The organism is Saccharopolyspora sp. NPDC049426, assembly GCF_040676935.1.
GTDB lineage: Bacteria > Actinomycetota > Actinomycetes > Mycobacteriales > Pseudonocardiaceae > Saccharopolyspora.
Map to the genome: position 1 here is coordinate 1 of NZ_JBFAPZ010000034.1, position 3,398 is coordinate 3,398.

A 3,398-nucleotide genomic window follows, 5' to 3' on the forward strand; every position below is an offset into this window, starting at 1 on the left:
GCCGTCCCTCGTGAGTTCACGAAAACCGACGGGTCTGTTGACCGGAACCCAAGTGTAGGGGGTTGGCGATGAGCGTGGGTCGTGTCGTGGGTTCAGCAACCGGCGTTGTCGTTGGCCAGGTCGGGATGTTCCAGGACTGCGTTGTATCGCATTGCCGCGGTGATGCTCAGTCCGAACAGGTCGCAGATGCGGCGTACGTCGCCGCCGGTGGCGTGGATCTCGTGGAGGATGCGGTCCTCGCGCAGCGATCGGGGGCCGAGCGGATATCTGTGCCACGGGTATCGGTGGTCGACCGGGTCGACTCTGGGCGCGGACCTGCGGTTGACGATGAGGTAGGGGTTCGTCGTCGTGGGCCAGCGTTGCTCCCGGAAGTCCAGGTAGGCGGTAAGCCTGGCCTGGACAGGGCCTGCGAGGGGGATGCTGCGGCCGTCCAGCCGGAGTCTTCCGTCGCCGACGTCGGTCAGCCGAATGGTGCTGATTTGGCGTGCTGTGAGTCCGTGGAAGGCGACCAGCGCGACCGCGAGTGCGCGTGCTGGGTGTGGCGCGTTGAGCGCGTCGCAGATCACTGCAGTGTCGACTGGGAGAGGGAGGGTCTGGCCCTGTGGACCAGCAGGTACACCTGTCGTCGGATTGATGAACACGACCTTGCGGGCTTTCAGGATTCGGAACAAGGACCGCAGTCCTTGATGAGCGACCTGGCGGGCCGGTCCGGATTCGGGCAGAGCTGTGACGACGTCGTCTTTGTCGATCTCAGCCAGCGAGTCGTGGCCGGCGTCGGCCCACTTTTGCAAGATCGGGAGCATTCCGTTGAGCTGCGCCCGGATGGTCTTGTGGTTTCGGGGTTTGCGGCGTGGTGGTGTGGTGCTGCCTTCGGCCATGACCGTGTACCAGGTATCGAGCTGCGTGCGCATCGTTGCGGGGAGACGCTCGGTCTTGACCAGAAAGTGGTTGCGGGTTCCGGGAATTCGGTCATCGTCGAGAAGGTTGGCGGCGGCCAGTACTTCCAGGGTGGAGTCGACGGTCAGCCCGCGCTGCGTCAGAAGCGACGCGGCTTCACTCGCCACGATCTTGGCCCCCGAGGTGGCTTGAAACGCTTGCAGGACATCGAGGGACTGACCGACCACGTTGATCAGTCTGGTGCTCCAGCCATGACGCGCGGCGTGTTCATGCAAGACCGCGTCGCAGTAGTGCGACATCGCTGGATCAGGCGCAGCGGGAAGCGTCGCTATGCGGGTCAAGTCCGGACGTATCCAGAACAGTGCGAGCTGCTGACTGTCCACCGGGGTGAACTCGGTCTCGACGCGAGTGATTCCGCGAGCGACCGCGGAGGCGCGGAACCGGCGATGGTGTTTGGCTCTGGTGGCTCCTCGGGGCTGGTAGTGCATGTTGGCCAGGAAGAGCTGCTGACCGAACCGGTTGGCGTCGGCGAGGTCGAAGGGTTCACCGGTGGAGCGCTCGTGCAGCGCTTGATGCCAGCACAGGCGGCAGGCGCCGTGATCGCCGAGTGGCATCTGCCGTCCGCAGTAGGGACATTCGCCAAGCGGGTGGCGGGATCGCCAGCCTCGGCAGCTCCAGCACCGCCAGTTGTTCTGGCGCATCACGCCCCAGGCCATGCAGTCCTTGCAGGATCCTGGGTGACCAGGGGAGCCGGGGTGGCACACCACGCACATGCCTTGAGAGAAGTAGCGGTCGGATCCGCAAGCGCGGCAGAGTGGTGGGGTGAAGGGGCCGCCTGGCAAGCAGTCGTAGCAGTAGTCGATCCGAGGAGTCGTCCACGCGGCCCGGTTGGTGCGGCAGTTCGTACAGAACTTCGGTGGCGCGGTCATGCCGGCGGCTCAGATCGATGGCGGCCGAACCGCGGTGTAATCGGTGGTGGAGCTGCCTGTGCGGTTGCCTCCTTGCGTGGGCGCAGGGCTGCGACCTTGTCCGGTTCGCGGATCAGCAGATCGGTGGGATCGCAATCCAGGATCGAGCAGATCACATCCAGGTCATCCAGGCGGATCGTCGTTGGTGTGCCGGTCCACAGGGCCGACATTTTCCCCGCGCTGATCTCCAGACCGGCCTCGGCAAGTCGCCGACGCAACTCTGTCGATTTCCAGATTCCGCATTCGGCGGCTTTCATTCGCAGATTCCAGCGCATGGTTCTACCGGGCCTCCACTGTGGTGAGTCGATGCGAGGTGCGGTGATTCGCCTGCTCCCAGGCGCGTTCGATGGAGTCGCTGTGGACGTGCACGTAGCGCGTTGTCGTCGACAGCCATTCATGCCCCAGCAACTCCTGCACGGCCTTGAGGTCCATCCCGGCGCTGTAAAGAGAGGAGGCGCAGTAATGCCGCAATACATGGGGCGTGAGCTTGCCCGACCATCCTGGAAGCCACTGGCCGGTCGCAGTAGCCAGTCCCGACCGCAGTGCGTCCGCACCAACACGGATACATCGACCGAGGTCCGGGTCCCGACGTTCGCTGGGCAGCATCGGCGCATCCGGGTCAGCCCAGTCCGGGCCGAACTGCGGCCGCACCTCCGCCAGCCACCAGTCGATCAACTGGTCGGCCGAGTTGATCGCGGGCACAAGCCGCGGCTTGTGCCCGCGGCCACGACTGCCTTTGCCGTGGCGGACATGCAGCTTGCCCGAGGTTCCAAGATCTGGCCGCCAGTCGCGGATATCGAGTTTGGTCGACTCGCTGATCCGGAGCCCGAGCCGTCGCCACAACGAGGCGGTGAAGTAGTCCCTCGCGGCGGGCAAGTATTTCCGCGCGTGCACCAACGATTGGCGCCAGTGCGTAAAAAGCGTGTCGACCTCGTCGTCCGAGGGTGGCACGCGCGGCGTGCCGCTCACGGGAAAGCTGGGGCGGTTGTACTCGTCGACAGGCTGCTCGACTACGTGGCCCGTCAGCCGGTGAATATCACCCTGGTACCTCGTCAGCACGAAGTCGTAGAAGCGAGCAACGCCATCGGCCTTGCTCCGCACGGTTGCCCGGGATTGTCCTCGCTGCCGCAGCTGAACGAGGTAGCGGTCACCGTCACCGACACTCGCGGTCCACACGGGTCCGGACAGGACCCGCGCGAACTCGATCACAACAGCTCGCGCCGCCGCGATGTGCCGATCAGTCAGGCCAACCGCGGCCATCGACAACGCGTACTGGTCGACGAGCTCCTGCTCGAAATCCTGAAGCTCCTGCGCCGAGCGCAACGTGTTCGGCGAGCCGATGTTGCGCACGACCGCGAGGTTCATGACCTGCCCGGTTCACGTGAGTGCTCCACAAGTCATGTATTCGGCCGTTACGTCGGAAATCTCGACAGTTTGTCGGGATTGCCCCCCGATCAAGTGAACCAGTCCTCACCAGGCACGCAGCTCCACCTGCGGCGGATCGCCCCAGGCGAACCCGCTGCATTGGAGACA

General features: G+C 64.7%; 3 protein-coding genes. All 3 read right to left on the bottom strand.

The window, feature by feature from the left end; translation table 11 throughout:
- Positions 1-92: 92 nt before the first annotated feature.
- The 3 genes from AB0J78_RS33345 to AB0J78_RS33355 all read right to left on the bottom strand — a co-directional run bounded on the left by AB0J78_RS33345 (position 93) and on the right by AB0J78_RS33355 (position 3,230).
- Positions 93-1,511: a hypothetical protein gene (locus tag AB0J78_RS33345; RefSeq protein ID WP_363796045.1), complete on the bottom strand. Its 1,419-nt coding sequence runs from the start codon at positions 1,509-1,511 to the stop codon at positions 93-95.
- Positions 1,512-1,822: 311 nt separating this feature from the next.
- Entirely contained in the window at positions 1,823-2,140 is a 318-nt protein-coding gene (locus tag AB0J78_RS33350; RefSeq protein WP_363796047.1) for a helix-turn-helix transcriptional regulator, read from the bottom strand.
- Between the two features lie 4 nt (positions 2,141-2,144).
- A complete protein-coding gene (locus AB0J78_RS33355) occupies positions 2,145-3,230 on the bottom strand; it encodes a tyrosine-type recombinase/integrase (protein ID WP_363796049.1) in 1,086 nt (361 codons plus the stop codon).
- Positions 3,231-3,398 lie beyond the last annotated feature (168 nt).

What these genes read in the sequence shown, in the direction of transcription:
- AB0J78_RS33355 (WP_363796049.1), bottom strand. Translation starts at nt 3,230, where the DNA reads ATGAACCTCGCGGTCGTGCGCAACATCGGCTCGCCGAACACGTTGCGC.
- AB0J78_RS33350 (WP_363796047.1), bottom strand. Translation starts at nt 2,140, where the DNA reads ATGCGCTGGAATCTGCGAATGAAAGCCGCCGAATGCGGAATCTGGAAA.
- AB0J78_RS33345 (WP_363796045.1), bottom strand. Translation starts at nt 1,511, where the DNA reads ATGCCACTCGGCGATCACGGCGCCTGCCGCCTGTGCTGGCATCAAGCG.